Raw genomic sequence first — 25,456 nt, forward strand, 5'->3', positions numbered from 1 at the left:
CGGGTGGGATTCCAAGCGATACCCCTCCGCTGTCCCCGAAAGCCTGAAACCGAAACACCCGTCCCACCGAAGAGGCGCCTGATAATGAGCGAGTTCCCACCGGACCCTTCACAGCCCGATCCCGCACGCAACCCGGGCACGGATCCAACCCGCGAGCCCGGCCCTACTCCTGAGCCTGTTCCCTTGCCGGAGCCGGGACCACCACCCGTCCCAGACCCCACGCCCGGACCGACCGTGCCGTCGCCGCCCGGACAAGGAGAACCGCCCGCTCCCCTGACCTAGGGTCCGCCGGGCACATCCAAGGACCGGATCCCGGCAAATCCCCCAGTCGGGATCCGAACGAGGGCATGTCGCGCTACAGGGAGCGCGGCATGCCCTTCGTCATGTCCGGAGGCCGCCAACCCCAGCGATCTTTGTTTATGTTGATTTCTATTGACTTACCAACACAAACAAAGATAGAGTCAAGCAATTCCACATCGTTGTGACAGCAGTCACCAAGGTGGCTGTACTGAAAATCTTGGCTTTACCGCAATGGAGGGTAAGTGTTCGCAGAAGAGCGCCAGCAACTGATCTCCGCACTCGTCGCAGAGCGCGGACGGGTGAGCGTTACCGACCTCGCCGACCGTTTCAGCATCACCACTGAGACAGTTCGCCGGGATCTCGCAGCCCTTGAAGTCTCGGGGAACCTGAGGCGCGTCCATGGTGGCGCCGTCCCATCGGACCGTCTGAGCACCCGTGAAGAAAGCATCCTTGAGCGTGCCGTCCAGCGCCAGATAGAGAAGCTTCGCATCGCAAACGCAGCCCTGTCGCTTATCCCGGAACTTACGACAGGCAGCATCCTGCTGGACGCAGGATCCACCACGGAAATTCTGGCGGACCTGCTGGCCCAGCGGACACCATCGGCCAACGGAAACGATGAACTCGTGGTGATCACCCATGCCATTCCCATCGCCGGCAAACTTTCCTCCACACAGGGCATCGCCCTCCAGATCCTTGGCGGCCGTGTCCGCGGACTGACGCAGGCCGCCGTCGGGCAGTCCACTGTGGAGGCCGCCTACAAGCTCCGCCCCGATATCGCTTTCGTGGGTGCCAATGGCATCCACGCAACCTTCGGGCTCAGCACTCCCGATCCTGAGGAAGCCGCGGTCAAAGCCGCCTTCGTCACGTCAGCCCGCCGGGTGGTGGCCCTGGCCGACTCTTCCAAGCTGGACGCCGAAACGCTGGTCCAGTTCGCCACTTTGAAGGATGTTGACACCTTGATTACAGACAGCGAACCCTCCGCGGAACTCGCAGCGGCCCTGGCCGATGCCGGCGTTGACGTGGTGATCGCATGATCGTCACCTTGACCGCCAACCCCAGCCTGGACCGCACCGTGGAACTCCCCGGAGCCCTCGCCCGCGGTGAGGTTCAGCGCGCGGTTGCCGTCCACCAGGAATCCGGCGGAAAGGGCGTCAACGTTTCCCGGGCGCTGGTGGCCTCCGGCCTCGACACCCTGGCAGTGCTTCCAGGAGCCGATTCGGACCCGGTCCTTTCAGGACTGCACGACGCCGGCGTGCCGTTTGCGGCGCTGCCCATCGGTCAGGCGTTGCGCAGCAATGTCACGCTCACCGAACCGGACGGCGTCACTACCAAGATCAACGAGCCCGGCCCGGAGCTGAGCGGCGACCAGCAGGAGGCCCTGATCGGGCTGTTGCTGGAGCGCTCCCGTGGCGCCAGCTGGGTGGTACTCGCAGGATCGCTCCCACCAGGAGTGCCCGCGGATTTCTACGCCACAATCGCGCGTCGGCTCCGGTCGACCACGGATGGAACGGCCGCCCCCGGCATCGCCATTGACTCCTCCGGGGCACCGCTTGCCGCTGCCCTGGTGGGCGACGCCTCGGGAAAGCCGGACCTCCTCAAGCCGAACGCGGAAGAGCTCGCAGAGCTTGCCGCCGCCGCCGGTTTCGCAAATGTCTCCACAGCTGACGAATTGGAAGCGGATCCGGCCAAAGCCGCCCAAGCCGCAGCCGCCGTCGTCGCCAGCGGTGTAGGCGCCGTTCTAGCAACACTCGGGTCCAAGGGCGCAGTCCTGGTGACCGCAGACGGAGCGTGGCTCGCCACGCATCCGCCGATCAAGGCAGTCAGCACGGTAGGCGCCGGGGATTCCTCCCTTGCCGGCTACCTGCTGGCAGCAACCCAGGGCGGTTCCCCCCAGGACTGCCTCCGTCAGGCCGTGGCACATGGTGCCGCTGCTGCTTCGCTGCCGGGCTCCACTGTCCCTGCAGTCCACCAGACAACCCCCGACGCCGTCACCATCACGGCCCTCCAGAAGGATTCACAGTGACCCAGCTGATCACCCCCCAATTGGTCACCCTCGACCAAAACCTGGGCGACTCCCCCGCCGACGTCATCCGCGTCCTGGCCGGCAAAGTTGCCGCCTCCGGCCGTGCTTCCGAGGTTGAAGGGCTCTTCGCTGACGCCTTCGCCCGCGAGCAGAAGACCGCAACCGGCGTCCCCGGCGGCATCGCGATCCCGCACTGCCGATCGGCCGCGGTCACGGAGCCTGCCCTTGCCATGGCCCGGCTGTCCCACAAGGTGGACTTCGGCGCCAAGGACGGCCCAGCCGACCTCATCTTCTTCATCGCAGCCCCGGACGGCGCAGACCAGGAACACCTGAAGCTGCTCTCCAAGCTGGCACGCTCCCTCATCAAGAAGGACTTCACCGCGGCGCTGCGTGCGGCTGCCACGGAGCAGGACATCGTGGACCTGGTGGACGGCGCGCTGGCTGACAAGCCTGCGGCTGCACCTGCCGCTGTTGCAGAACCAGCAGCAAACACGACGACGACTGCCGCACCAAAGCGCATCGTTGCCGTGACCGCTTGCCCCACCGGCATTGCCCACACGTACATGGCTGCTGACTCGTTGGTTGCCGCTGCCAAGGAGATGGGCGTGGACCTGCAGGTCGAGACCCAGGGTTCCTCGGGCGCCAAGCCGCTGGACCCGGCGGTGATTGCCGCGGCTGACGCCGTGATCTTCGCCGTCGACGTTGATGTTCGCGGCAAGGAGCGCTTCGCAGGCAAGCCGGTCATCAACGCTCCCGTCAAGCGCGGCATCGACGAGCCCGCCAAGATGGTCCAGGAAGCGCTGGCCGCTGCGGATGATCCCCACGCACGCCGTGTTCCGCACTTTGGCGCCGAAGAGCAGGCCGAGCGCCAGGCGGAAGAGAGCAGCGAGCACATCGGCCAGAAGCTGAAGCGCGCACTCCTCACCGGTGTCTCCTACATGATCCCGTTCGTGGCCGGTGGCGGTCTGCTGATTGCCCTGGGCTTCCTGCTCGCTGGTTTCGATATCGCCTTGGGCACCAAGGCCAACGATATTCTTGCGGCCAACACGCTTTTCAATCTCCCTGACGGTAATCTCGCCCTCTATATCGGCGCTGTCTTGTTCAAGATCGGCGCCCTGTCCATGGGCTTCCTGGTGCCCGCACTGGCTGGCTACATCGCCTACGCGATTGCCGACCGTCCGGGTATTGCCCCGGGCTTCGTTGCCGGTGCTGTCTCGGGGTTCATGGGTGCCGGGTTCCTTGGCGGCATCGTCGGCGGTTTGCTGGCCGGTTACATCGCCTACTTGGTGGGGACCTGGCAGGTACCGCGCTGGCTCCGCGGCCTGATGCCCGTTGTCATCATTCCGCTCCTGGCTTCCATCGTCGCGTCAGGTCTCATGTTCCTGGTCCTCGGCGGGCCGATCGCTGGCCTCACCAAAGCGCTCAACGACTGGCTGTCCGGCATGACCGGAGTCTCAGCCGTAGTCCTCGGAATCATCCTTGGCCTCATGATGTGCTTTGACCTGGGCGGACCCGTCAACAAGGTGGCCTACGCCTTTGCCGTCGCCGGACTAGGTGCAGGAAGCGCCGCCAACCAGGCTCCGTGGCAGATCATGGCAACCGTAATGGCTGCCGGCATGGTTCCCCCGCTCGCAATGGCACTTGCGACAGTGCTGGACAAGAAGCGCTTCAGCTTGGCCGAGCGTGAAAACGGCAAGGCCGCCTGGCTCCTCGGCGCCTCGTTCATCTCCGAAGGCGCCATCCCGTTCGCAGCGGCCGATCCGCTGCGCGTCATCCCGGCCAGCATGGTGGGCGGCGCACTGACCGGCGCCTTGTGCATGGCAACAGGCGTAACGTCGCAGGCTCCCCACGGTGGCATCTTCGTCTTCTTCGCCATCGGCAACCTGGCCATGTTCGTCATCTCCATCCTCGCCGGCACCGTCGTCTCCGCGCTGATCGTGGTTGCCCTCAAGCGTTGGGCAGTCCGGAAGCCGGTTGAAGCAGAACCCGTTCCCGCAACCGCCGGTGTCTGAAGTTCCCACGGTCTAGACTTCCCACAAAGCCACCCACCACCACAAAGGAGCACCAATGCCTGAACGTACAGCCACCATCGCAAGCCGTGTGGGCCTCCACGCCCGCCCGGCCGCCATCTTCGCAGAAGCTGCCGGCGACCTTGACCTCGACATCACCATCGCCCGCCAAGGCGAGCCTGCCGACGATGCCATGGACGCGGCCAGCATCCTGTCCCTGATGAGCCTGGGCGCTTCCCACGGAGACGTGGTGGTGCTGCGTGCCGAAGGTGAAGGTGCGGACGCTGCCCTGGACAGCCTGGTGAAGATCCTCGAAACGGACCACGACGCCTAACCACGACACCTAGTAGGGCCGCGCAAAGAGCCTGGCGACACCCGGATATGGGTGTCGCCAGGCTCTTTCTGTGTCTTCCTAAGGACCGGCGAGTTCGTCGAGATGCCGTGCGAGCATGCTGGGCATCTCACTGGACTCCGGCAGCTCCCCGCTCCATAACCCTTGCATCGCGATTCCATCAAGAAGTGCACGCAGCCGCCGCGCTTCGTACTCCGGATCGCGCCCGCTGTAGAACTGACCCGCTTCGGCCAGGATCATTACCGCTGCGTGGCATGCGCGATCGACTGCGTTGCTCAGCCGGATCGCCGCAGGAACGAGCTCGCTGTCGGTGAGCGAAAGAACGCCGAGTTGGACTTGCGCAACCAGTTCCATGCGCCGCTCCTTGTCGAGAGGAAGCAACTGCAAAAGCAACTCATCAACGAGCGCCCGGCCGGTTAGGTCAAGTGCGGAAACCCTTGCGGTGACCCGGTCCTCGATGAGTTGAAGGCAGTACTCCCGAAGCGCATGCTGCGTGGCAAATGCCCTTCGCAACGATGCAGCAGCAATGCCCGTTTCCGCTGCGACCCCACGGACCGACAGGCCGGAGAGCCCATCACGTTCGAGGACACGTAATGAAGCTTCCGCAATTGCTGCGGTCCGTGCCTCTGCGTCGATTCTCCGGGGCATGGGTTTCAGCGCGACGTAGTAGCAGCCGGCAATGTGCGAGCAGCCTTCTTCGGCCAAATTGTGTAGCTCACAGCCCAAAGGAAGTCGATGGCGAAGATGATGCCCAGAATGCGAAAGAATCCCGAGAGTGCTGCGGTCCGTTCCGGGTCATTGACCAGCAGGATAATCGCGCCCAGGGTCGCAGCGGCGATGACGACCGCCAATGCAGTAAGAAGAACATCCCGCCAGCATTTAACCGTGTAGCGGGTTCCTGAGAATCGTTCGGGCGCGGGTCCGCCGGCGAACCGGTGCTGGAAGTGCGCATCGGCCCATGCCACCATGCGTTTGCCGTACGCGATGGAAACGCCAATGTAGATCGCCGCCAGTCCGTGCTGCCATGAGGCCGTTTCCCCGCCGAGCAAATCGACCGCGACCAAGGCAAGCAGAACAGCATCGATCACCGGAGCAAGGATCAGGAGAGCTCCACCAAGGCGGGGGCGCCGCAGCAGATACCGCGCTGCGAGCCCGGCGAAAATCGCCACCCAGAACGCTACTTCACACACCACAATCGCGATCAGAATCATTCACTGCTCCCCAAAGCTTTTCCTGCCGATTCTTATTAGTACGAGTGTACTCACATAATGGATCGGCGGGGTCCGGGATCGCCGCGAACCCCGGTTACACCTTCGGAATTTCACCGTTCAGGTAGGCGGCAACGGACGCCTCAGAAGGCTTCACTTCTTTCAGTTCTTCAGAGAGGTAAGCCTCGATAATCCTCGGGTCCACGTAGGAGGAGCGGGCCACGGATGGAGTGTTGCCCAAGAGTTCTGAGGCTTCCTTGATGGCCCGCACTATGGCTTGGCGGGGAGTGCCTTTGTGGCCGGATTTGATGAGGCAGAGCGCCGCCGCCGCAGTACCCTTCCATGTCCGGAAATCCTTGGACGAGTACGATTCCCCCGCAATCCCACGCAGGTATTCATTGATCATGGAAGCGTCCACGGACACCCAGGTTCCGTCGGATTGGTAAGCCAGCAGGCGTTCTTTGCCGGGCCGCTCCGCCAGCGGTTCCAGAAAGGCTGCCAGAGCTGGGTCGTGGATGGACGTGTCCCACAACTGGCCGCTCTTGCCAGGGAATTTGAGGAAAACGTCCGGTCCTTCCACGCGCGCGTGGCGGCACCGGAGAGTAGTGAGCCCGTATGAACCGTTCTGCTTCATGTACGTCTCCGACCCGACGCGCAGGGCACCCAGATCCATGAACCGCACTGCGGCGGCAAGGGTTTGCTGCCGTGGGTCATCGGAGTCCTGGAGATGCACGGTCACATTGCGTCGGACAGCCGGCAGGACCATCCCCAACGTGGCAGCCCGAATGAACTTCTCGGTGTCCTTCCGTTCCCGCCACGTGGGGTGGTAGATGTACTGGCTGCGCCCCGCGTCATCCACGCCAGTTGCCAGGATGTGCCCGTTCTCGAAAGGACTGATCCATACATCGGTCCAAGCAGGCGGGATCGCCAGCGCATTGATGCGCTGGCGATCCTCTTTGCTGACCAGGCTCCCGTCCGGGTGGCGGTAGCTGAATCCTTTTCCTACCCTGCGGCGAACGATGCCGGCCTTGGAAAGGTCACTCCGCTTAAGCCTGGGCACGGTTTATTCGCCTTGTCCGTGGTCAGCCGGCCGGTCTAGGCTTCGTCCGGGTCCGTTACGGAAGCGCCGGCGTTCATGATTTCCGCATTGATCATCCACACCAGCTGCTCAAGGCGGGCAATAAACGCGTGCAGCAGGTCCGCCGTCGTGGGATCTTCCTCGTCCACTTCGTCATGGACGTCGCGCATTGTCTGAACAGCACGCTCTACGCGGTCGGTCACCAGTTTGACGGCATTCTTGGTGTTGACCAGGCCGGCCGGGAATTCTTCCAGGCGGGTGCCCTTGGCGATGGTGGCACTGCGGCCATCGGGCAGTGCATGAAGTGCCCGCATACGCTCTGCGGTGTCGTCGGCAAACTCGCGGGTGGCGACGACCAGCTCGTCCAATTGGAGGTGAAGGTCTCGGAAGTTCGGTCCCACGATGTTCCAGTGAGCCTGCTTCCCTTGGAGCTGTAGCTCGATAAGGTCTGTCAGGACGATCTGAAGGTTGTCTGCAAGCTGCTGTGACGCTTTCATGTGTTCCTCTCTTGGACGTTCATCTGAGCGAAAAATACGTACCGGTGACAAATCTCCGGCAACCGCCCAATCATCAAGTGACGACTTCCATAAGCCTTTCATAAGGGTGCTTAGTAGTACAATGAGGAGAGTTGCTGTTCACGACCGGCGAACTCCCGCCCTAAGCGAAGAGGCCGGCAAGGGATAGCGACAATGGCACCTGGGGCCGATAAACGCTCCAAGTACCGGCATAACTCAATCGAAGTAAGTAGGAATGCATAGTTGGGAACCGGCGACAACCGTCAATGATTCCCCCGGAAAGGAACGTGCTGACCATGAATACGCTTCTGATCATTGCTGGTGTAGTGGCAATTGTTCTCCTTCTTGTGGGTGGCTTCACCCAGGCCCTCAACTGGTTGCTGTGGGTAGGCGTGATCCTGCTCGTTGTCGCAGCCATCGGCTGGCTGCTGAGCTTCATGTCGGGCCGCCGGGGTCACACGGTATAGAAACGGGATAGGGCCGAACGCCGGGGGTGCCGCCCCCGGCGTCCTTAGTCTCCGCATCCTTAGTCTCCGCGCTGAGCCATTTCGCCCGGAAGTCCCGCCGCCCTGAACTACTCTCCGCCCGGACCGCTTCCGGTTGCCGAGGGCGGCGGGGCTGCATCGGGGTCCTTGGGCGTGGGAAACTCGTCGCCCGGAACTTCGGGCACTCCCGGTGCAGGCCGCTCCGGGGTTTCGCGCTCTTCTCCCTGCCCAGGCATTTCCTGTTCGGGGGTAGGCGTCCCATACCCCCCGGGTTCACTGTCAGGGTCTACGCGGTGTTCGTCCTGGCTCATTTTTTCTCCTTGGAAATCCGACAAGGCCCCGACAAAATGCCGAGGAACGCTGACATTCCGACCGTAGTCCGGTGTAACGCCGGCGTCCACCAATACGTGGAGGTGCACGAATGGTAGAGCCGGAACCGGCGCCCAGATTCGGAAGGAACGAATCCACCGAAGAACGGATGGACCGGAACTGGATGGAGTTGATCCAGGAACTTCGTGTCCTTCAAACCGGAGTGCAGATCCTGGGCGGGTTCCTGCTGACGTTGCCTTTTCAACCGCGATTTGGCGAACTGGACGACTGGCAACGGAGCCTCTACCTAACCAACGTGATGGTTGCGGCCCTGACTACCGTCCTCATTGTGCTTCCCGTCAGCGTTCACCGAAGGCTCTTCCGCCGGGGCCTCAAATCCGTGCTCGTCTCCAGCGCAGACACCATCACCAAGTGGGCGCTGGGCGGAGTCGCAATCTTAATCACCGGCTCCGCATCACTGGTCTTCGACGTCACGGCAGGCCGGACCGCCGGATTGGTGGCGGGCGGCTTCATCATTCTGGTGCTGCTGGTGCTGGTGGTTGGAATGCCTCTATGGCTGTACCGGCAAGGAATGCGCAACAACGCCGACTCGAAGGAAGAGTGAGCAATGCTGCGCCCCATCAAGGGCCAAGAGGACTCAGTGCAAAAGAGGCCGGCCCGTCGGTGGATCAAGGACCACGGGCTGTTGCTGGCGAACGTGGGACTGTTCGTCGTGTTCTTCGGCGGGATGATCATCTCTGGTGCGGCCAGCTACAGCGAGGAGCAGCAGGCCCATGGTGGACCGCACGTCGGCATCCTGGGGTACCTGGCCTCAGGACATTTGGTGGAAGCCGTCTTCGAGAACTGGGAGTCGGAGTTCCTGCAAATGGCCATGTACGTGGTCCTCACGGTCTTCCTCTTCCAACAGGGCTCATCGGAGTCCAAACCCATAGGCAAGGACGCGCCACAGGATGAAGACCCCCGCGACGCCAGGAAGACCGCCAAGACCCCGTGGCCGGTAAGGCGAGGAGGGTGGGTCTTGAAGGTCTACGAGCACTCACTCTCCGGCCTGCTTGGTCTGCTCTTCCTGATCTCCTTCACCCTGCACGCCATCGGCGGAACAGCCGCGTATAACGAGGAGCAGCTCAGCCACGGCCTGCCGGAAATCTCTACATGGGAGTACATCGCTTCAAGCCAGTTCTGGTTCGAATCGTTCCAGAACTGGCAAAGCGAGTTCCTCGCCGTGGCCGTCCTGGTGGGCGCCTCGGTGTACCTCCGCGAGCGCGGGTCACCGGAGTCCAAACCCGTAGCTGAACCGCATTACGAGACAGGCGCATAGCCAGCAAAGAAAGGACCCCAGCGTGCCGGAAAAGAAGAATCCCAGCATTAAAGACCCTGAACTCTACGAAGAACTGCGCGACGACGGCGCCTCCAAGGAGAAAGCAGCGCGCATCTCAAACGCCTCGGCTGCCCGCGGCCGCAAGGAAGTCGGCCGAAAGGGTGGGAAGTCGGGAGACTATGACGATTGGACCGTGGACAAATTGAAAGCCCGCGCGAAGGAGCTCGACATCAAGGGTTATTCAGACAAGAAAAAGTCAGAGCTCATCTCCATGCTGCGAAACCATTAGTCTGCCGCCCTTATGAATTAACGACGCCGGTTCACGCCTTTTTCTTGGCCCGCGTCTTTGGCTTACTGGCAGCTTTGCCGGCGGCAGCGTCGTCGTCGTCCGCTTTTTCCTTGCCGCGCTTCTTGTCCAGGCTGCGTTTGAGGGCTTCCATGAGGTCGATGACGTCGCCACCCTCGCCTTCGCCTTCCACGACGCCAAACGTGGCCTCGGTATCCAAGGCCTCCCCCTTCTCCAGTTTGGCCTCGATCAGTGTCTTCAGCTGCGCCTGGTAGTCATCGGTATATTCGTCCGGATCAAAGTCGTGCGCCATGGATTCCACCAGGGCGGACGACATTTCGAGTTCCTTGTCAGAGATCTTGATGTCGGTTTCCAAGGACGGGAATTTAGCCTCACGGACTTCGTCGCCCCACAACAACGCCTGCAGCAGCAGGACGTCACCGCGCACCCGGAGCGCCCCAAGCCTGGTCTTTTGGCGCAGCGCATATTGGACAATGGCTATCCTGTCCGTGTCTTCCAAAGTCTGCCGCAGCAACATGTAGGCCTTGGGGGATTTGGAATCCGGCTCCAGGAAATAGCTGCGCTCGTACATGATGGGATCCAGCTGCTCGGCGGGGATAAACTCCACCACCTCGATCTCACGGCTGTTCTCCTCCGGTAAGGACTTTAGTTCAGCCGCGGTAAGGACCACAGTCCGGCCTTCTTCTTCGTAGGCCTTGTCGATATCCTCATAGGCCACAACTTCGCTGCAGATTTCGCATTTTCGCTGGTACCGAATGCGCCCGCCGTCCTTATTGTGGACTTGGTGCAGGCCAATATCGTGATCCTCCGTGGCACTGTAGAGCTTCACTGGTACGTTGACCAGACCGAACGCGATGGATCCCTTCCATATGGCCCTCATGCACACAGTCAACAGCACAAGACAGCAGAGGAGAAGAGGTGGCAGGCAAGCAACAAGAGCGGGTGAACGTGGAAGGCCACGAGCTCACCCTCACCAACCTGGGCAAAATCATCTACCCGGAAACCGGCACAACCAAGGCCGAAGTGCTGGAGTACTACGCCGCCGTCGCGCCTTTCCTCATACCTGCCGCGGCCAACCGGCCGGTCACCCGCAAGCGCTGGGTCAACGGGGTGGGAACCTCTGAGCATCCTGGCCAGGTGTTCTTCCAGAAGAACCTCGAGGACTCCGCGCCCAAGTGGATCCCGCGGGCCACCATCCACCACTCGGACCACACCAACGACTACCCCATGGTCAACAACCTGGCCACGCTCACCTGGATGGCCCAGATAGCCTCCTTGGAGATCCACGTTCCGCAGTGGCAGGTGGACGCCACAGGGAATCCGCTCCGGCCCGACCGCTTTGTGCTGGACCTTGATCCCGGCCCCGGAGCCGGCCTCCCCGAATGCGTTGAAGTGGCCAAGCTGGCCCGCTCCATCCTGCAGGACATGGGCATGGACCCCGTCCCTGTCACCAGCGGCAGCAAAGGCATCCATCTCTATACGGGCCTCGACGGGACACTGAAGTCCGAGCAGGTTTCCGCTTTCGCCCACGAGCTCGCGCGCGCCCTGGAGTCCGACCACCCGGAACTGGTGGTCAGCGACATGAAGAAGTCCCTCCGCAAAGGCAAAGTCCTGGTGGACTGGAGCCAGAACAGCGGAAACAAGACCACAATCGTCCCCTACTCCTTGCGTGGGCGCGCGTTCCCCACAGTTGCCGCGCCGCGCACCTGGCGGGAACTCGCCTCAGCATCGCTGGACCATCTCGACTACACCGCTGTGATGAAGCGGGTCGCCGCCGGCAAGGACCACTTCGCGTCCATCTCCGAACGGCACCTGCCGCCGCACGGCGAGGATGACAATAACGACGGCGGTGCTGCCGGAGGTAGTTCAGGCAACGGCAGTTCAAGCACCGGCAGTTCAAGCACCAGCGGGGCCGGTGCCTCCCGGGAGCGGGCGGTGACGGTCGAGAACCGTCTCGCCAAGTACGTCGGGATGCGCGATCCTGACAAGACCCCGGAGCCGTTTCCGTCGTCGTCGGCTGCGTCTGCGTCTGCCACACGGGCGCCGTCCTCTGACCAGCCGAAGCCGGGCGATCCGCCACCACCGGGCGGCATTTTCGTCATCCAGGAGCACCACGCCCGCCGCTACCACCTTGATTTCCGGCTGGAACACGACGGCGTCATGGTCTCCTGGGCACTCCCCCGCGGCGTTCCCGAAACCCCGGACCGGAACAACCTGGCCGTGCACACCGAAGACCATCCCATGGATTACGCGAACTTCGCGGGCGTCATCCCCAAAGGTGAATACGGCGCCGGGACGGTCAGCATCTGGGACCGCGGCGAGTACACGTGCGAGAAGTGGCGCGACGGCAAGGAAGTGATCGCGACCCTCACGGGCGAGCCCGGCGGTGGGTTGCATGGCACCAAGCGGTTCGCGCTCATCAACACGGGCCAAAACTGGCTGATCCACCTGATGAAGGAGCAGCCGGGAGGGTGGAAGGCTGCCAAGGCCGCCATGTCCGCACCCGTCGAGCCGCCTGCCCAGCCGCCTGCACCCCAAGCCATGCCGAACTACACCCCCATGCTGGCTACCTCGGGGACCACGGAGGATCTCCGCGGCGACGATTGGCTCTATGAGCTGAAGTGGGACGGGATCCGTGCAGTCATCACGGGAACCGAGGGAAGAATCCGCCTCATGAGCCGCAACGGAAACGACCTCACGGCAACCTACCCGGAGCTCACTGACCGTGCATGCTGGCCCGAAGGCGACTTTGTGGCCGACGGCGAAATCGTGGCACTCGGCAAGGGCTCCCGGCCTGATTTTGGTCGGCTGCAGCTCCGGATGAACTTGGTCAAAAGCGCGGACATTGAGCGGGCAAAGGCAACTGTGCCGGTGCAGCTCATGCTGTTCGACCTCCTTTACGACGCCGGCACGGACCTGAGCGGCCTGCCGTTCCGCGAGCGCCGCGAACGGCTTTCTGCCTTTGCGGAGCGCCTGCGCGAAGGCTGCCCCCTTCACCTTTCCGCTGTGTTGGACCACGACGTGGAAGACCTGATGACCAGCGCCGCGGAGCTTGGCCTGGAAGGTGTCATGGCGAAGAAGGCCGACAGCCGCTACGTGATCGGGCGCCGCAGCAGGTCCTGGCTCAAGCTCAAGCTGGAGCAGAGCCAGGAGGTGGTGGTGGGTGGCTGGCGTCCCGGCGCGGGGGCCCGAAGCGGGACGTTCGGGTCATTGCTGTTGGGCATCCCGGACGGCGACAAGCTGCACTACGTGGGCAGGGTTGGCAGCGGGTTCAAGGATTGGCAGCTCCGGGACATCATGGAAAAGCTGGAGCCCCTGGTAGTCAGCAATTCCCCCTTCACTGACATACCGAGGGAGGACGCCGCGGGCGCCAAGTGGGTGAGTCCTGACCTCGTGGCCGAGGTGACGTTCGGAGAATGGACAGGCCCGGGCCGGTTGCGGCACCCAGTGTGGCGTGGGTGGCGTCCGGACAAGTCCCCTTCAGACGTCAGCCAGCCCAACTAGGTGTCATTAGTGCGCGTTTTGAGGGCTCAAAACGCGGACTGCTGCTACTCAGTTGGGCTGGCTGCTGGGAGTCGTGCGGGTTTAGGAGGAGTGCGGCATCTGCGGGCGGCTGGTTCTGTGGATCGCCGTCACAGCTGCGCCTTGGCCCATGCGTCCGTGGGCTTGGTCGCGGTCCTTCGGGTGCCGGCGTTTGCCGTTCCCGTCAGGCCACTGATTGCCCGGTTCCGTGCTCAGAGCAACCGCGATGGTTGCCGGTTCGGGCATCGGAGCCATGTCCATGGACTCCACCAAGTGGCTTGCTACCTCGGGATTGATGTTTTCAGCTTCATGCTTCGCAGTCATGGTTCTTCCTTTCCAGAGTGAAACGAAGGGATTTCAATACTAGGTGCGCCGGAGAGGCTTGTCTGCAGGAATCAGCTGGCTGCTGCTTCCTACCAGCGGACCTTCTTCTCCGTCTTGGCCAGCTTGCCGCTGGCCGACGTGGGCTTGTGGCCCTTGCCGGTGCTTTGCCAGCCGGCGGGAGCACCGCCACCGGACTTGCTGGCGAGCATGGCTTTCTGCGCATCAGTCAGTTTCGACTTGATGCCGCCGGGAGCCGGAGCCTGGGCAGCGGATTCGGTTCCGCTCCCAGGGGTGGCGTCCTCAGGTGTGGTGTTGTCGGAAGGGTTGGCAGTCATTCGTGGACTCCTAGAGTGTGAGTCCTGAAGAGACACTTGTGCCATGGCGTTGCGGTTCGAGAAAAAGGCGTCGACAACAGGAACGGCATGGAGGCAGGGCCTCAACAGGCGTGGATTTTTGTCAGGTGAAACTCGGTGCGTGCTACTGGGCAGCAGGCGCCGGTCTACTCAAAAATCAGTGTTCCCATGCCTCTTACCCTAACCAAAAACTGAGAACTTTGGGAACCCCTTGGCTAGCATGGCGAACATGACCCCGGGATCCGACGTTGCCGTCACCGCCGACGTTGCCACCACCCTGCGCGCCGCTGGCTGTGTCTTCGCCGAAGACGAGGCCCGGCTCCTCGTTGACGCGGCCCGCCACCTGGACGAGCTCAACCGCATGGTGAGCCAACGCGTCAGTGGACTGCCCCTTGAGCACATTGTCGGCTGGGTGGAATTTTGCGGGCAGCGCATGGCCGTGGAACCCGGGGTATTCGTGCCGCGTCGTCGCACGGAGTTCCTGGTGCGTCAGGCGGCGATGATCGCCCGGCCCGGTGCCGTCGTCGTCGACCTTTGCTGTGGGTCGGGAGCGTTGGGCGCAGCGTTGAGCGATTTTCTGGGGCGCTGCGAGTTGCACGCGGCGGACATTGATCCCGCGGCGGTCCAGTGTGCGCGCCGCAACGTTGAGCCCCGTGGCGGGCACGTCCATCAAGGCGATCTTTACACAGCCCTCCCCCTCGAACTGCGCGGGAAAGTGGACGTGCTGCTGGCGAATGCGCCGTATGTTCCCACCCGGTCCATCGGGATGATGCCACCGGAGGCGCGGCTCCACGAGCCGCTGATGGCGCTCGACGGCGGCGCTGACGGTTTGGCTGTTCAACGTCGGGTTGCGCAGGGGGCGGCTGAGTGGTTGGCGCCTGGCGGTGTGCTCCTGATCGAAACCTCGCAGCAACAGGCCGGGCAGACGGTAAGGATCCTGACCAAGGCGGGGATGCAGACAATGGTGGCATCCGATGAGGAACTGGACGCCACAGTGGTGCTCGGATGGAACAGCGGGACCCGGCAAACCATCAGCTTTTAGTCCCGAATCCGCCCTGTTAAGTTGGCTCAGCTAAACAATTTGGTAACAAGGTGCTTTGTGGGGCAAAAACAGGCCAACATCCGCGTGATTGCAGGGCAAGAGCGGGTAATGAGATGCAACACAGCTAGGCAATTTGCACCCTCATATGGCCCAAAAATCCGATCTCAACTCGGGTTTTCGGCCCAAAACGCGTAAAATTGAAACCCTGCCCAGAGCGGGGCAGCAGAAGTCGCAAGCAAATGACCTCCCTAGGAGAAGCCCAAATGCCCATAGACCAAAGCAAGTCCGTCTCTCCGGATGGCGCAAGGAACGCCACCGGAAACCAGGAACCGGCAGCCCCCACGGGCGCCGCAAACGCAGTAAAGAACGCAACGAAGAAAACGAAGCTTCGCCCGAAGCGCCGGCTCAAAGAGTCCGACGTTAACGTGGTGAACAAGCCGATGCTGCGCAAAGCACTCGGCGGCACGATCGTCGGCAACACCATGGAATGGTACGACGTCGGCGTGTTCGGCTACCTCATCACCACCATGGGCCCTGTCTTCCTGCCGGAAGCAGACAAGTCCGTCCAAACACTCTTCCTTCTGGGCACCTTCGCCGCAACCTTCATCGCCCGCCCCCTCGGCGGCGTGGTGTTCGGCTGGCTCGGCGACAAGGTTGGCCGCCAGAAGGTCCTCGCAGCAACGCTGATGCTGATGGCGGCAAGCACGTTCGCCGTCGGCCTCCTTCCCGGCTACGCGCAGATCGGCATCTGGGCCGCCGCGTTGCTGGTGATCCTGAAGCTCATCCAGGGCTTCTCCACTGGAGGCGAGTACGCCGGTGCCACAACGTTCGTCAGCGAGTACGCCCCGGACAAGCGCCGCGGTTACTTCGCCAGCTTCCTCGATATGGGCAGCTACATCGGCTTCGCCCTCGGCGCCGCCTTGGTTTCGGTCCTGCAGCTCACGCTCGGACAGGCCGCCATGGAGGACTGGGGTTGGAGGATTCCGTTCCTGATCGCTGGTCCGCTGGGCCTCATCGCGGTGTACTTCCGTAGCAAGATCGAGGAATCTCCCCAGTTCCAGGCAACTCTGGACGCCCAGGAAGCCTCTGCCAAGGATGCCGCATCCCAGGATGCTGCCGTCGCCAAGGGACCCATTGGCATCATCAAGGCCTACTGGCGCCAGATCGTGCTGGCCATGATCCTCGCGGCCGCAGCCAACACCGTTGGTTACGCGCTGACCTCGTACATGCCCACGTACCTGACGGATTCCAAGGGTTACGACCCCGTCCACGGCACCTTGTTGACCATCCCGGTCCTGGTGATCATGGCCGTGTGCATCCCGCTGACCGGTAAGCTCTCGGACCGTATCGGCCGCCGCCCCGTCCTGTGGGTAGGCGCAGGCAGCACCATCGTGTTCTCGGTACCTGCCTTCCTCCTGATCGGCATTGGCGAGATCTGGTCCACACTGGCCGGCCTTGCGCTGATCGCTTTCCCGGTGACGTTCTACATCGCCAACCTGGCTTCGGCCCTGCCGGCACTGTTCCCGACGTCCAGCCGCTATGGCGGAATGGGTATCGCTTACAACTTCTCGGTGGCGATCTTCGGCGGAACCACGCCGTTCATCGTCCAGGGCCTCATTGAGGGCACCGGCGATGACATGATGCCGGCGTACTACCTGATGGCTACGTCCATCATCGGTGCGATCGCCATCTACTTCCTGCGCGAATCGGCCCAGCGTCCCCTGCCGGGCTCCATGCCCAGCGTGGACACCCAGGCTGAAGCACGCGAGCTCGTAGCAACCCAGGACACCAACCCGCTGATCAACCTGGACGAGATGCCGTTCGACGGCCAGCCAATCGATGACGCCGTGTTTGGCAAAGGCAACAAGGACCTGACCCCCGCTTAGGAACTCTTTGCCTGCAACTTCTGCACAGCGACACGGATAGTTCGCGGCAGCTTGCCGCCCACCGTAGCCACCAGCCCCAAGGCGCTCTCCTTGATGCTGGTGGCTGCGGCTGTTAAGCGCCCTGCTCTTAGGCGCCCGACGGCGGCACCCGCCTCAGGCCTGCAGCAAGCCTTTGACTGCCTCGCCGATGATCCGGGCGCCTTCCGGGAAAGCTCCCGGGTTGGGTCCCGCGTAATTGAGCCTGATGTAGGGGCCTTCGGGTTCCGCGGGGAACCACTCCGTTCCGGCGGCAATGAGCACCCCGGCCGCTTCGCAATCCTTGGTGAGCTGTTCGACGTCGAACCCGTCCGGCATCCGCAACCACAAGTTCAGGCCGCCTTTGGGCAGATGGCTGAGGTGCGCCAGCGGAACGTGCTCCCGCAGGCTGGTGACCAAGAGGTCGCGGCGTGACTGGAGCTGATGACTGAGACCGCGAAGGTGGGTCTGCCACGCCGGTTGCGTGACGACGTCGAGCGCCGCCGCCTGAAGCAGGCCGCTAACATACATCGACTCCGCGGCTTGCGCGCCCATGATGCGTTCGCGAGCCGGACCACGCGCGATGATAGCGGCGACCCGGACTGACGGCGAGACACTCTTGGTCAGCGAGCGGATATAGACCACGTGGCCGGAGTCGTCCTTGGCTGCGATCGGAACGGACGGGGCGGTGATGCCGAAGTCGTGCGCCCAGTCGTCCTCCACAAGGAAGGCACCGTGCCGCTGGACGATCCGCAGGACTTCCTCGCCGCGTTCCGCCGACCACTGCGCACCCGTGGGGTTCGCGAAGTTGGGCTGGGCGTAGAACAGGCGTGCCCCGGATTCCTCAAAGGCCCTGTCCAGTTCGTCGGGATCGGGTCCTTCCGGGCCGCTGGGGACAGGAATGACATTCACGCCCGCTTGGCCGGCCGCCAGCAGCGCGCCCCAGTAGCTGGGCGACTCCACCAGCAAGGGCTGGCCGTGCCCCACCAGTCCGCGGAAGATCGAGCTGAGTCCGCTCTGGCTGCCGGGAAGTACGATGACGTCGCTCGGCTGGGGCGGCGTAACGCCCACTGGCGTTGAGGTGCTGAGCTCCTGCGCGAACCACGATTGCAGCTCGGGAATGCCTTGTGCCGGCGGCCTTGAGAGGGCGGCGACTCCGCGGGCGGCACGTGTTAGCGCCGCGCGTACCAGCCGTTCGGGGAGCAATTCGCGGGCCGGGTAGCCGGAGTGGAACGCGATGACGTCGTTGGAGGCGCTGCGCATGGCGGCTGAATTCAGGGGACGCGCGGCCTGGGCTGCCCTCAAAGCGGCTGTCTGCCAGCCGTAGTCCGAAGGCCGTGCCGTGCGATACGCCCGGACGAATGTCCCGACGCCCGGGCGGCTCTCGATCAAGCCTTGGGCTGTGAGCGTCCGCAGGGCCTTTTGAACGGTGACCGGGCTTGCCTTGTGTTCGGCCACGAGTTGGCGGGTAGACGGCAGTTTGGCTCCCGGAGTCGCCCCTGCGATCCATTCTTTTACTCGCGAGACGATCAGGGAACTGCTATCGTTGTTCATGAGTCACAATAGTAGCGCTACTACACTTTCGCGGCCAGTGGTATCCACCCGGACATCGACCGGAATCTGGTGGGGCCTCCTCGGCGTTGTTGCCTTCTCCTTCACCGTGCCACTCACCCGCGTGGCTGTGGAGGGAATGTCTCCCCTGTTCATCGGAGCGGGCAGGGCCGTCGTGGCAGCCATCCTTGCGGCGCTGGCACTGGCCCTGACCCGGCAGCGTTTTCCACAGGGCCGCCAGTGGTTCCGACTGGCCGTCGTGGCCGGCGGAATTGTGGCCGGATTCCCCTTGCTCACCACCTTCGCCCTCACCAGCACCTCTGCCAGCCATGGCGCCGTGGTAATCGCGCTACTACCCGCAGCCACAGCTACCGCAGCGGTCATCAGGGGACGGGAACGTCCCCGCCCGCTCTTCTGGGTCCTTACTGCCGTGGGTGTTGTGGCCGCCTTGGTTTTCGCTTTTGTTCAATCCGGCGGTTTCGGCTCCCTGCATTGGGCCGACCTCCTGCTGCTCGGTGCGGTCCTTGCTGCTGCCATTGGCTATGCAGAGGGCGGTTTGCTGGCCCGCGAACTCGGCTCATGGCAAACCATCTCCTGGGCGTTGGTGGTGGCTGCGCCCGCCATGATCGTGCTGACTCTGTTGTCTTTGGGCTCAGGCATGCCAAACGCTACGCCCGTCCAGTGGTTGTCCTTCGGCTACCTGGGTGTAGTGAGCATGTTCCTCGGCTTCTTCGCCTGGTACCGCGGCCTGGCCATCGGGCCCATGGCACAGGTCAGCCAGATCCAGCTCGTCCAACCCGTCATGACCATCGCGTGGGCCGCCCTCCTCCTGGGCGAGCCGATGACGTGGACCACCGTAGTGGGTGGCCTCATTGTCATCGTCTGCGCCGGTGCAGCTGTCCGCGTGCGGCTCAGGAAGTAGGAAACCATGTACACACCCGCACACTTTGCCCCCTCCGCCGAAGCCGTTGAGGCACTGCTCCAGGACGCCGGCGCCGCAAACCTCGTGACCATGTCGGAGGACGGCTTGCTCGCCACGCTCCTGCCGTTTGTCTACGAACCATCGATAGGTGACCACGGTGCCCTGCACGCCCACATGGCCCGCAACAATACGCAGTGGTCCTCGCCCGTTACCGGTGAGGCACTCATGATCGTGCAGGGCAACGACGCCTACATCTCGCCCTCCTGGTATGCCTCGAAAGCCGAGCACGGCCGGGTGGTGCCGACCTGGAACTACTCCATCGCCCACGTCCACGGCGAGCTGGTGATCCATGACGACGCCGAATGGCTGGCCCGGCACGTGCGCCGCCTCTCAAACCAGCACGAAGCCGCGATGCCGCAGCCTTGGACGGTGGACGAAGCACCCGAGCGGTTCATCGCCGGGCAGCTCAAGGCGATTGTCGGCGTCGAACTTGTGATCACCCGGGTGGAGGCGAAGACGAAGCTCAGCCAGAACCGGAGTGCCGCAGACGTGACCGGGGTCATCGAGGGCTTGCGCACCGTGGGCGACCCGGCGAGCGCGGCAGATGTGGAACGGGCGCGGACCTCGTAGACTCGGCGCATGCGTGAGGTTGCTTCGGAATCCCCAAGGCCCAAAGGGGCGCTCCACCACCTTGAGATCTGGGTGCCGCATCTTGACCGTGCCATTGAGGAATGGGGTTGGCTGCTGGGCGAGCTCGGCTATCAGCCATTCCAGGAGTGGCCCACCGGGTGCAGTTGGAAGATCGGCGACACATACATCGTGGTGGAATGTTCGGACGCCATCACCGGGACCGCGCACCGCCGCACGGATCCGGGGCTCAACCACATTGCCTTCCACGCCGGGACCCGGGAAAACGTGGACCGGATCCGGGCGCTCGGCGCGGACGCCGGTTGGTACGAGATGTTCGAGTCCAAATACCCGCATGCCGGCGGTCCGGACCATTACGCCGCGTACCTGATCAACACGGACAGCTACGAGGTTGAACTCGTGGCGGGTTAGCTACTTGGGCGGTACCGCCGGACGCCACATCGCTACGCGAGGCCAGCGGGTCAGGCCCAACTCAGCCTCATGTTCCATGAGGCGGGTTAGTTCGGGACCCCAGGTGCCGGCGTCGAGCACTTCGAACCCAAGGCGACGGTAGTACGGGGCGTTCCACGGCACATCCCTGAACGTGCTCAAGGTTTGCCGTTGCATTCCGTGGCCTCTGGTCCACACCCGGGCCGCATGCAGCAGCTCGCGGCCCAGTCCTTGGTGGGCGTAGTCGGGGTGGACGCTGACTTGCTCAACGTGGCCGGCTCCGTCCACAACGTCCGCCAGGAGATAAGCCACCGGATAGTCGAGCCCGTCCACGAACACCCAGGCCCGGCCAGCTACTGCATAGTGGTTAAGCTCCTCGACTGCGAGGGGCTCGTCCTCGGCGATTGACTCCATTCCCAACGCCCCGAAAGCTTGGCCCGCGGCACGCTCGATGTCCTGCAAAATCAGCAGATCGTCCGCATGCGCGAGCCTGATCATGGCCGCGTATCCAGCGCTGGTGGCGCTTGGGCCACCAGGAATTCATTGCGTACTTCGATCAGGTTCTGCAGGTAGCGGGCCAGCACCAGCTTCTCCGCCAGGCGGCCCAACGGACCGAACGGGGCGGCAAACTCCACGGTGTCCACCATGAGGGTCCCGCTTCCGTCCGGCCGGAACTCGTGCGTGTGGCGGAGGTACTTGAAGGGGCCCTTCACCTGTTCATCGGAGAACGACGCCGGCGCCTCCATCCGCGTGATGCGGCTGGTCATGCGGAACCGGACCCCGAGGTGCCATGCCTGCCAGGTGACAGTCTCGCCTTCGGAGATCAAACCCGTGGTGACACCGTCCACGGCCTTCTCGCGGCTCTTGGTCATGGACCCCACATGGGCGTCAATGTTGCGGGCGAGATCGAACAACTCCTGCGGCGGCATGGCGGAGCGGGTGCGGCAGACGAAAGCGACGGGCATACCTCGATCTTCCCAGACCTTCAGGGGTGCGTGTGCCCTATCTCGCTACGGCTTGTGACTGGGCTTATGGCGGGGCGCTGGGTCGTCCTGATAATTTTCAAGGGAGTCCCTCGATGATTGGTGGTGTTTCCCCGTGCCCGCAATCATCGCCCATGCCCGCGAACTGCACCGGCTGGGCCCCGCCAACAACGATCGCCTCTCGGCCGTACGCGTTGCCCTAAGTGTCGCGGTGCCGGGACTGTTCCTCATCCTCATCGGCCGTCCGGACCTCATGATGTACGCCGTGTTCGGTGCTCTGACCGGTATGTATGGCCGCAACGAGACACATCAATTGCGGCTGAAGCACCAGGCCCAGGCGGCCCTGTTCCTGGTGGGCGGGCTGACCATTGGCGTGTTCCTATCCGTCAATCACATCCACTCGTGGTGGCTGGTGCTCGTGGCCACCCTGTTCGCCGGAGTAGGTTCCCTTTATGCGGACGCCGTACGCCTCAAACCCATCGGCCCGTTCTTCGGCATCCTCGCGTTGGGCGCCTGCGCTTCGGTTCCCACCGATGTTCCGTGGACGACGGCGGTGCTCATCGGGGCCGCATCCGCCGCCTTTTCCTTGGTGGTTGGCTTTGCCGGCTGGTTCCGGCACCGCACTTGGGAAGCTGGCGCTGCCCGCGATGTGCCTGTCCTCCGCGGCCCGCTGCGTCAGGCCGCCTTGGTCCATGCTGCACGCTATTCCCTCGCGGTAAGTGCCGCCGGGGTCATCGGAGTGCTGAGCGGCAGTGGCCACCCGCACTGGGCCATGGCTGCCGCAGCCGTTCCCCTCGCCGGCGCCGACCTCCCCAGCCGCGTCCACCGCGGCATCCACCGCATTGTGGGGACGTTCCTCGGGTTGGCGGTGGTCGCCGTCGTACTTTTCCCCAGTCCGCTATCACCGCTCCAGTACTTCCCGGGGCAGACCGCAGTGGTCCTCGCCGTACTGGTGGTGTTGTGCCAGTTCCCCACCGAGCTGTTCATGGCGCGGCATTACGGGTGGGCCATGGTGTTCTTCACGCCCGTGATCCTGCTGATCGCGCAACTCGCGGCACCCATGGATCCCGGCGTGCTGGTGATGGAGCGTGCCATCGAGACGTTCGTGGGAGCGGTGGTGGGCATCGCGGTGGCTGTGCTGGTTCGGGCACCGCGGAGTCGCGTGGCGCAGTAGCTGTCAGAACGTGCTGGAGAAGGTTGCCGTCTCAATGCCCGGGCCGCCGAACTCGTAGTACATCGTGGTGGTCCCCACGTCATCCACTTTGGAAACTCCGAGCGAGAATTCGAGCTCATCAGGGTCCACAGCCGTGCTGCTGCAGCGGAACTGCCGGGTGGCGGCATCACCGGAACCACACGTCCAACCTGCCGGTTCAGCGAGTTTTCCGCGGATCATGTGGGCCCCTTCAGAGATCGTGAATACCGCTTCGGCGGCGGAGGGCACCGCCCCTCCCCGAAACTTGAAGATGATGATGACATTCACGTCCGAGGCCGTGGTACCCGGTTCTGTACGGAAGTTGGCTGTCACTGCGGGCACCGGTGATGGCGTGTAGGTGGGGCTGGGAGTGGGCGAAGGGGTTCGTGTGGGTGTGGGGCTTGGCGTTGCTGAAGGACTTGGCGTTGACGTTGGACTCGAGGTCGGAGTTGGGCCCGGAGTCGGCACCAGGGCCGGGAGGGTCGGCGGCCCCGTGGGTGCGAACGTCGGAAAAAGTGGTTTCTTCGGAGTCGGCGAGGGTGTTGGAAACCCGCTGGGCGCTGATTTGGTTGGTATGGGAAAGGGAAACGCGGCAGGCTTCTCGATCGCTCCGTTCGAAGGCTCATCGGCGTCCGGAAGCTGGGGCTGCTCCTCTTTCCCGGCTCCCGGGCCGACTGGATCAGTACCCTGCGAAGCTTGCTCTTCGGCGGTGGGGTAGGCCTCCGCCACCGGCGCCCCCGCCGTGTTTGATCCTGCGCCACCCAACGCTACGGCCGCGCCCACCGACACTGCTGTTACGGCCAGCACTCCAGCGCCCACCTTCCAGAAGATGGCCATCTCCTTGTGCGGCGTCCCGTGCACCAAGCCGGCGCCCGTGCTTGCGCCAGCACCGGCGCCCGCAAGCGCGGGGAAGATAGAAGTAAACGCCGCTCCTGCTACCAACGGGAAGACCACAGCCCGCATAGCTGACTGCACATCGTTGAGGTCAAGCAGCAGGGCAGTGCACTTGGGGCAGCCCTCGAGATGTGCCCGTACCCTGTCCTGGCTGCGGCGGCTCAGACCCTCGCGGGCGTAGGCACCCAACTTCGCCGAGTACTCCTCGCAGTCCTCTCCCGAGGATGCTGTGATGTGGTTTTGCAGGTACACCTGGCGCAGGCGTTCCCGCGCACGAAGTGCCAGGGCCGAAACCCCGTTGGGAGTCAAGCCGAGCAACGTCGAAGCAGCAGCCGGCTTCAACCCTTCGATATCTACGTACCAAAGGACTTCCTGCCAGCGTTCAGGAAGGGAACGGAACGCTTGGGCAACAGCCGTGGATTCGAATTGAGCCACGGCAGGATCATCATGGACCACCGCCGAATCCAACTCGAACGACTCAGCGGTGGGGCGGGTACGGGACGCCCCACGATTCGCCTGGTGGGCAAAACGCCGCACGGCTGTCAGCAGGTACGCACGGAAGAAGGTGTCGGGCCCTTTCCCGGCGGCCATGGTTTGGTAAACGGACGTGAAAGCGTCTGCCACGACGTCGTCAACGTCTGCAAAGTTATCCACCTGCGCTGCCGCTACCTTCCGCGCCACCCCATGGTGCCTCGCGAAGAGTGCCTCGAAAGCGGCTTGGTCGCCTGCGCGAACTTGGAGGACCAACCCCATATCGCTGTCCGCCGGTGCTGTTCCGCCCATGTCGCTACCCGTTTCGGACACGGCATCGTTCGCGGGCAAACGAGGACCTGCGGACCCCTTTGCGGAGCCACGCTGCTGTAGCCCCCGTACAGCCGCCGCGCCCCGGTGCCGCACTCCAGCCTCAGCCTAAAGCCGGAAGCCCATCAAGTGAACACTTTGGGAGGCCTACGGCTCCAGCGGCCGTCTGGGTGGTCCGGAAGTAAGGTGCGCGGGAAGGATGCGTGCGAAGAAACTGACCACCTTGTACCTGCGCGTCGGAATGGAGACACCTTTGCCCTGGGCGTTGTCCTCCAGCCCTTCGCGCACCACTCGCTCGGCAGTGAGCCAGAGGAATCGGGGAGCCACGGACTTATCCATGCCCATGCGATCGTGGAACTCTGTGTGGGTGAAACCCGGGCATACGGCAGTGACCTGAACGCCGGACTTCGCGTATGTGATGTTCGCCCACCGGCTGAATGTCACCTGCCATGCCTTGGCCGCCGAGTAGGTGCCGCGGTTGGCGAAGGCGGCGACACTCGCCACGTTGATGATCCGGCCGTTCCCCCGGGCCAGCATCACTTCGAGGGCAGCGTGGCACAGCTCCATGGGTGTCTGGACGTGCAGCCGAAGGTGTCGCCGTTCCTCATCCAGGTCGTTCCTCTCGAACGACTTCAGAAGCCCGATGCCGGCGTTGTTGACCAGCACGTCCACCGGACGGCCCGCGTCCCGCAAGCGGTCAGCAACTGCCGAAACCCCGACGTCGGTGGTCAGGTCTGCGGACAGGACCTCTGCCGAGATACTGAAGTCGCGTTCCAGCTCCTCGGCTTTGCCCTTCAGGCGTTCTTCGTCCCGGGCCACCAAGACCAAGTGGTGTCCGGCTTCGGCCAACTGGCGCGCGAATTCGGCACCGAGCCCGGCCGTGGCTCCGGTGACCAAGGCAGTGAGTTCATTGGCTCGTGTCGTCATGCGCCAAGACTAGTCCCCTCCCCAGCCCCCGCCGAGATGGCA

At 63.5% G+C, this 25,456-nt stretch carries 28 protein-coding genes; 15 read left to right on the forward strand and 13 right to left on the reverse strand.

Going from position 1 to position 25,456, the window contains the following annotated elements:
* The first annotated feature begins 542 nt into the window (after window positions 1-542).
* Genes GVL04_RS11445 through GVL04_RS11460 form a run of 4 tightly spaced genes read left to right on the forward strand, consistent with a single transcriptional unit; the run spans window position 543 to window position 4,666 of the window.
* Window positions 543-1,334 (forward strand): DeoR/GlpR family DNA-binding transcription regulator, encoded by a 792-nt coding sequence (locus tag GVL04_RS11445; protein WP_159704185.1) that lies wholly within the window; start codon window positions 543-545, stop codon window positions 1,332-1,334.
* Entirely contained in the window at window positions 1,331-2,323 is a 993-nt protein-coding gene (locus tag GVL04_RS11450) for a 1-phosphofructokinase family hexose kinase (RefSeq protein ID WP_159704188.1), read from the forward strand. The genes GVL04_RS11445 and GVL04_RS11450 overlap by 4 nt, the downstream gene beginning before the upstream one ends.
* Window positions 2,320-4,335, forward strand: coding sequence for a fructose-specific PTS transporter subunit EIIC (locus GVL04_RS11455; protein WP_159704191.1), 2,016 nt, complete (start codon window positions 2,320-2,322; stop codon window positions 4,333-4,335). The genes GVL04_RS11450 and GVL04_RS11455 overlap by 4 nt, the downstream gene beginning before the upstream one ends.
* 55 nt (window positions 4,336-4,390) lie before the next feature.
* Entirely contained in the window at window positions 4,391-4,666 is a 276-nt protein-coding gene (locus tag GVL04_RS11460) for an HPr family phosphocarrier protein (RefSeq protein ID WP_159704194.1), read from the forward strand.
* A 78-nt stretch (window positions 4,667-4,744) separates the two neighbouring features.
* On the opposite strand, the gene GVL04_RS11465 is transcribed toward GVL04_RS11460, so the two are convergent.
* The 4 genes from GVL04_RS11465 to GVL04_RS11480 form a co-directional block, all read right to left on the reverse strand.
* Complete coding sequence (locus GVL04_RS11465; RefSeq protein ID WP_235036256.1) at window positions 4,745-5,389, reverse strand: TetR/AcrR family transcriptional regulator; 645 nt, start codon at window positions 5,387-5,389, stop codon at window positions 4,745-4,747.
* Window positions 5,338-5,895, reverse strand: coding sequence for a hypothetical protein (locus GVL04_RS11470; protein WP_159704197.1), 558 nt, complete (start codon window positions 5,893-5,895; stop codon window positions 5,338-5,340). The genes GVL04_RS11465 and GVL04_RS11470 overlap by 52 nt, the downstream gene beginning before the upstream one ends.
* Before the next feature lie 94 nt (window positions 5,896-5,989).
* The gene (locus GVL04_RS11475) at window positions 5,990-6,952 is read right to left on the reverse strand and encodes a DNA topoisomerase IB (protein WP_159704200.1); all 963 of its coding nucleotides are present in this window, start codon (window positions 6,950-6,952) and stop codon (window positions 5,990-5,992) included.
* Window positions 6,953-6,987: 35 nt separating this feature from the next.
* Window positions 6,988-7,467 (reverse strand): Dps family protein, encoded by a 480-nt coding sequence (locus GVL04_RS11480; RefSeq protein ID WP_159704203.1) that lies wholly within the window; start codon window positions 7,465-7,467, stop codon window positions 6,988-6,990.
* 314 nt (window positions 7,468-7,781) lie between these two features.
* On the opposite strand from GVL04_RS11480, the gene GVL04_RS24510 reads away from it, so the two are divergent.
* The gene (locus GVL04_RS24510) at window positions 7,782-7,952 is read left to right on the forward strand and encodes a hypothetical protein (RefSeq protein ID WP_200846824.1); all 171 of its coding nucleotides are present in this window, start codon (window positions 7,782-7,784) and stop codon (window positions 7,950-7,952) included.
* A gap of 107 nt (window positions 7,953-8,059) precedes the next feature.
* On the opposite strand, the gene GVL04_RS11485 is transcribed toward GVL04_RS24510, so the two are convergent.
* Window positions 8,060-8,281 (reverse strand): hypothetical protein, encoded by a 222-nt coding sequence (locus GVL04_RS11485; RefSeq protein WP_159704206.1) that lies wholly within the window; start codon window positions 8,279-8,281, stop codon window positions 8,060-8,062.
* 110 nt (window positions 8,282-8,391) lie between these two features.
* Between GVL04_RS11485 and GVL04_RS11490 the strand changes: the two genes are divergently transcribed.
* From GVL04_RS11490 to GVL04_RS11500, 3 genes are read left to right on the forward strand one after another with little or no spacing between them, the layout of a single operon-like run.
* Window positions 8,392-8,904 carry a DUF6328 family protein gene (locus GVL04_RS11490; protein WP_159704209.1) on the forward strand — a complete coding sequence of 171 codons (513 nt, stop codon included), beginning with the start codon at window positions 8,392-8,394 and terminating at the stop codon, window positions 8,902-8,904.
* 3 nt (window positions 8,905-8,907) lie between these two features.
* A complete protein-coding gene (locus GVL04_RS11495; protein ID WP_159704212.1) occupies window positions 8,908-9,618 on the forward strand; it encodes a DUF6766 family protein in 711 nt (236 codons plus the stop codon).
* Between the two features lie 22 nt (window positions 9,619-9,640).
* The gene (locus tag GVL04_RS11500; RefSeq protein WP_159704215.1) at window positions 9,641-9,907 is read left to right on the forward strand and encodes a Rho termination factor N-terminal domain-containing protein; all 267 of its coding nucleotides are present in this window, start codon (window positions 9,641-9,643) and stop codon (window positions 9,905-9,907) included.
* 31 nt (window positions 9,908-9,938) lie between these two features.
* Here the strand turns inward: GVL04_RS11500 and GVL04_RS11505 are convergent, their stop codons facing one another.
* Complete coding sequence (locus tag GVL04_RS11505) at window positions 9,939-10,805, reverse strand: Ku protein (protein ID WP_159704218.1); 867 nt, start codon at window positions 10,803-10,805, stop codon at window positions 9,939-9,941.
* 38 nt (window positions 10,806-10,843) lie between these two features.
* On the opposite strand from GVL04_RS11505, the gene GVL04_RS11510 reads away from it, so the two are divergent.
* Window positions 10,844-13,429 (forward strand): ATP-dependent DNA ligase, encoded by a 2,586-nt coding sequence (locus tag GVL04_RS11510; RefSeq protein ID WP_159704221.1) that lies wholly within the window; start codon window positions 10,844-10,846, stop codon window positions 13,427-13,429.
* 81 nt (window positions 13,430-13,510) lie between these two features.
* Here the strand turns inward: GVL04_RS11510 and GVL04_RS11515 are convergent, their stop codons facing one another.
* Both GVL04_RS11515 and GVL04_RS11520 read right to left on the reverse strand, forming a co-directional pair.
* On the reverse strand, window positions 13,511-13,771 hold the full coding sequence (locus GVL04_RS11515; protein WP_159704224.1) for a hypothetical protein: 261 nt from the start codon (window positions 13,769-13,771) through the stop codon (window positions 13,511-13,513).
* Window positions 13,772-13,860: 89 nt separating this feature from the next.
* Window positions 13,861-14,106, reverse strand: a complete 246-nt coding sequence (locus GVL04_RS11520; RefSeq protein ID WP_159704227.1) for a hypothetical protein — start codon at window positions 14,104-14,106, stop codon at window positions 13,861-13,863.
* A 247-nt stretch (window positions 14,107-14,353) separates the two neighbouring features.
* On the opposite strand from GVL04_RS11520, the gene GVL04_RS11525 reads away from it, so the two are divergent.
* Together GVL04_RS11525 and GVL04_RS11530 are read left to right on the forward strand one after the other, a co-directional pair.
* A complete protein-coding gene (locus GVL04_RS11525; RefSeq protein WP_200846825.1) occupies window positions 14,354-15,166 on the forward strand; it encodes a putative protein N(5)-glutamine methyltransferase in 813 nt (270 codons plus the stop codon).
* Window positions 15,167-15,429: 263 nt separating this feature from the next.
* Window positions 15,430-17,052 (forward strand): MFS transporter, encoded by a 1,623-nt coding sequence (locus GVL04_RS11530; RefSeq protein WP_159704233.1) that lies wholly within the window; start codon window positions 15,430-15,432, stop codon window positions 17,050-17,052.
* Between the two features lie 153 nt (window positions 17,053-17,205).
* Here the strand turns inward: GVL04_RS11530 and GVL04_RS11535 are convergent, their stop codons facing one another.
* Window positions 17,206-18,621, reverse strand: a complete 1,416-nt coding sequence (locus GVL04_RS11535) for a PLP-dependent aminotransferase family protein (protein WP_159704236.1) — start codon at window positions 18,619-18,621, stop codon at window positions 17,206-17,208.
* Here GVL04_RS11535 and GVL04_RS11540 point away from each other — a divergent pair.
* From GVL04_RS11540 to GVL04_RS11550, 3 genes are read left to right on the forward strand one after another with little or no spacing between them, the layout of a single operon-like run.
* Complete coding sequence (locus GVL04_RS11540; RefSeq protein ID WP_159704239.1) at window positions 18,620-19,540, forward strand: DMT family transporter; 921 nt, start codon at window positions 18,620-18,622, stop codon at window positions 19,538-19,540. The genes GVL04_RS11535 and GVL04_RS11540 overlap by 2 nt on opposite strands.
* 6 nt (window positions 19,541-19,546) lie before the next feature.
* Window positions 19,547-20,170, forward strand: coding sequence for an FMN-binding negative transcriptional regulator (locus GVL04_RS11545; protein ID WP_159704242.1), 624 nt, complete (start codon window positions 19,547-19,549; stop codon window positions 20,168-20,170).
* A gap of 9 nt (window positions 20,171-20,179) precedes the next feature.
* Window positions 20,180-20,599: a VOC family protein gene (locus tag GVL04_RS11550; RefSeq protein WP_159704245.1), complete on the forward strand. Its 420-nt coding sequence runs from the start codon at window positions 20,180-20,182 to the stop codon at window positions 20,597-20,599.
* Here GVL04_RS11550 and GVL04_RS11555 read toward each other — a convergent pair whose 3' ends face one another.
* Window positions 20,600-21,115, reverse strand: a complete 516-nt coding sequence (locus tag GVL04_RS11555) for a GNAT family N-acetyltransferase (RefSeq protein WP_159704248.1) — start codon at window positions 21,113-21,115, stop codon at window positions 20,600-20,602.
* The gene (locus GVL04_RS11560) at window positions 21,112-21,582 is read right to left on the reverse strand and encodes an SRPBCC family protein (protein WP_159704250.1); all 471 of its coding nucleotides are present in this window, start codon (window positions 21,580-21,582) and stop codon (window positions 21,112-21,114) included. Before GVL04_RS11560 ends, GVL04_RS11555 begins: the two co-directional genes overlap by 4 nt.
* Window positions 21,583-21,715: 133 nt before the next feature.
* Here GVL04_RS11560 and GVL04_RS11565 point away from each other — a divergent pair, with 133 nt between their 5' ends.
* The gene (locus GVL04_RS11565; protein WP_159704251.1) at window positions 21,716-22,774 is read left to right on the forward strand and encodes an FUSC family protein; all 1,059 of its coding nucleotides are present in this window, start codon (window positions 21,716-21,718) and stop codon (window positions 22,772-22,774) included.
* Between the two features lie 3 nt (window positions 22,775-22,777).
* On the opposite strand, the gene GVL04_RS11570 is transcribed toward GVL04_RS11565, so the two are convergent.
* On the reverse strand, window positions 22,778-24,469 hold the full coding sequence (locus GVL04_RS11570; protein ID WP_159704253.1) for a sigma-70 family RNA polymerase sigma factor: 1,692 nt from the start codon (window positions 24,467-24,469) through the stop codon (window positions 22,778-22,780).
* Window positions 24,470-24,634: 165 nt separating this feature from the next.
* Window positions 24,635-25,414: an SDR family oxidoreductase gene (locus GVL04_RS11575; RefSeq protein ID WP_159704255.1), complete on the reverse strand. Its 780-nt coding sequence runs from the start codon at window positions 25,412-25,414 to the stop codon at window positions 24,635-24,637.
* Between the last annotated feature and the right edge of the window lie 42 nt (window positions 25,415-25,456).

The organism is Arthrobacter sp. 18067 (assembly GCF_902706295.1).
In the GTDB taxonomy this organism is placed as follows: Bacteria; Actinomycetota; Actinomycetes; order Actinomycetales; family Micrococcaceae; genus Arthrobacter.

Coding starts and splice junctions, on each gene's coding strand:
- GVL04_RS11490 (WP_159704209.1), top strand. CDS start 8,392: ATGGTAGAGCCGGAACCGGCGCCCAGATTCGGAAGGAACGAATCCACC.
- GVL04_RS11480 (WP_159704203.1), bottom strand. CDS start 7,467: ATGAAAGCGTCACAGCAGCTTGCAGACAACCTTCAGATCGTCCTGACA.
- GVL04_RS11545 (WP_159704242.1), top strand. CDS start 19,547: ATGTACACACCCGCACACTTTGCCCCCTCCGCCGAAGCCGTTGAGGCA.
- GVL04_RS11575 (WP_159704255.1), bottom strand. CDS start 25,414: ATGACGACACGAGCCAATGAACTCACTGCCTTGGTCACCGGAGCCACG.
- GVL04_RS11525 (WP_200846825.1), top strand. CDS start 14,354: ATGACCCCGGGATCCGACGTTGCCGTCACCGCCGACGTTGCCACCACC.
- GVL04_RS11450 (WP_159704188.1), top strand. CDS start 1,331: ATGATCGTCACCTTGACCGCCAACCCCAGCCTGGACCGCACCGTGGAA.
- GVL04_RS11460 (WP_159704194.1), top strand. CDS start 4,391: ATGCCTGAACGTACAGCCACCATCGCAAGCCGTGTGGGCCTCCACGCC.
- GVL04_RS11470 (WP_159704197.1), bottom strand. CDS start 5,895: ATGATTCTGATCGCGATTGTGGTGTGTGAAGTAGCGTTCTGGGTGGCG.
- GVL04_RS24510 (WP_200846824.1), top strand. CDS start 7,782: ATGAATACGCTTCTGATCATTGCTGGTGTAGTGGCAATTGTTCTCCTT.
- GVL04_RS11485 (WP_159704206.1), bottom strand. CDS start 8,281: ATGAGCCAGGACGAACACCGCGTAGACCCTGACAGTGAACCCGGGGGG.
- GVL04_RS11520 (WP_159704227.1), bottom strand. CDS start 14,106: ATGACTGCCAACCCTTCCGACAACACCACACCTGAGGACGCCACCCCT.
- GVL04_RS11495 (WP_159704212.1), top strand. CDS start 8,908: ATGCTGCGCCCCATCAAGGGCCAAGAGGACTCAGTGCAAAAGAGGCCG.
- GVL04_RS11540 (WP_159704239.1), top strand. CDS start 18,620: ATGAGTCACAATAGTAGCGCTACTACACTTTCGCGGCCAGTGGTATCC.
- GVL04_RS11555 (WP_159704248.1), bottom strand. CDS start 21,115: ATGATCAGGCTCGCGCATGCGGACGATCTGCTGATTTTGCAGGACATC.
- GVL04_RS11550 (WP_159704245.1), top strand. CDS start 20,180: ATGCGTGAGGTTGCTTCGGAATCCCCAAGGCCCAAAGGGGCGCTCCAC.
- GVL04_RS11560 (WP_159704250.1), bottom strand. CDS start 21,582: ATGCCCGTCGCTTTCGTCTGCCGCACCCGCTCCGCCATGCCGCCGCAG.
- GVL04_RS11505 (WP_159704218.1), bottom strand. CDS start 10,805: ATGAGGGCCATATGGAAGGGATCCATCGCGTTCGGTCTGGTCAACGTA.
- GVL04_RS11515 (WP_159704224.1), bottom strand. CDS start 13,771: ATGACTGCGAAGCATGAAGCTGAAAACATCAATCCCGAGGTAGCAAGC.
- GVL04_RS11570 (WP_159704253.1), bottom strand. CDS start 24,469: ATGGGCGGAACAGCACCGGCGGACAGCGATATGGGGTTGGTCCTCCAA.
- GVL04_RS11530 (WP_159704233.1), top strand. CDS start 15,430: ATGCCCATAGACCAAAGCAAGTCCGTCTCTCCGGATGGCGCAAGGAAC.
- GVL04_RS11535 (WP_159704236.1), bottom strand. CDS start 18,621: ATGAACAACGATAGCAGTTCCCTGATCGTCTCGCGAGTAAAAGAATGG.